The organism is Oleiphilus sp. HI0132, from assembly GCF_001635845.1.
Genome location: NZ_LWGJ01000128.1, coordinates 1 through 747, shown reverse-complemented (window position 1 = coordinate 747; position 747 = coordinate 1). Strand labels below are relative to the sequence as shown.

The window sequence follows — 747 nt, the reverse complement described above, 5'->3', positions numbered from 1 at the left end:
AGATGCTTGCGCTGCGGATGCGACAAAAACACTTGGTGCAGTTTGGTAGTTCAGAATTCTTGGCTTTTGGCCTGTTCGGGCAGGTGAAATTGTAATGCTTACGTTTCGGCCGGTTTTTTTAAAGGCTTCTTCAAAAGTCATTAATCCGACGTTGTGTTCAACGCAGCTGCGCAGTTGCTCTGGGTCGAGTAATGATTGCTGTTGCCAAATACCTTTAAGCGGTAAACGCTTCAAAGGGCTGTAGTTACTTTCCTCGGGCTTACCTAGAAGAGTAAGTACTTCCTTATCTGTGTGGGTCGCTAGCATGCCTGCCGTGATTGCTCCCATACTGCTACCAGATATGATGGAGGGGAGGAGCTGATGTTTGATAAGCGTTGCGACCACGCCTATATGGTAAATACCGAAGGTACCACCGCCACTTAACATTAAGGCTGGGCGACCAAAGTTATGCTCGGCCTGTTTGAATTGGGCAAGTTTGTCTTTTGTCGAGATGTTATCGATCTCAGATTCGCAGAGTATCTTTAACGCTTTATCGATCAACTTTAAGTAATTGCTAACGAGGGTCTTGGTTCCTGTGTAGGCGGGTTGATAGAGCTTAGGCTTACTGAGTTCCGCGGTGGTTCGATACAGGCTTTCCTGAATATAGGGAATCAGCTTCAAATAATCTTTTTTTTCTAGCAGTTCAGAGATTGTTTGATAATGTTCCTGCAGTACTTTGTATGGGTAGTGCTTGGAGGCAGGCTTTTT

The 747-nt window shown here is 45.4% G+C and carries 1 protein-coding gene; it reads right to left on the bottom strand.

Annotated elements, in window-relative coordinates; genetic code table 11:
- The coding region (locus A3766_RS01660; protein ID WP_156508606.1) for a DUF3336 domain-containing protein at positions 1-747 on the bottom strand (747 nt) is incomplete at both ends.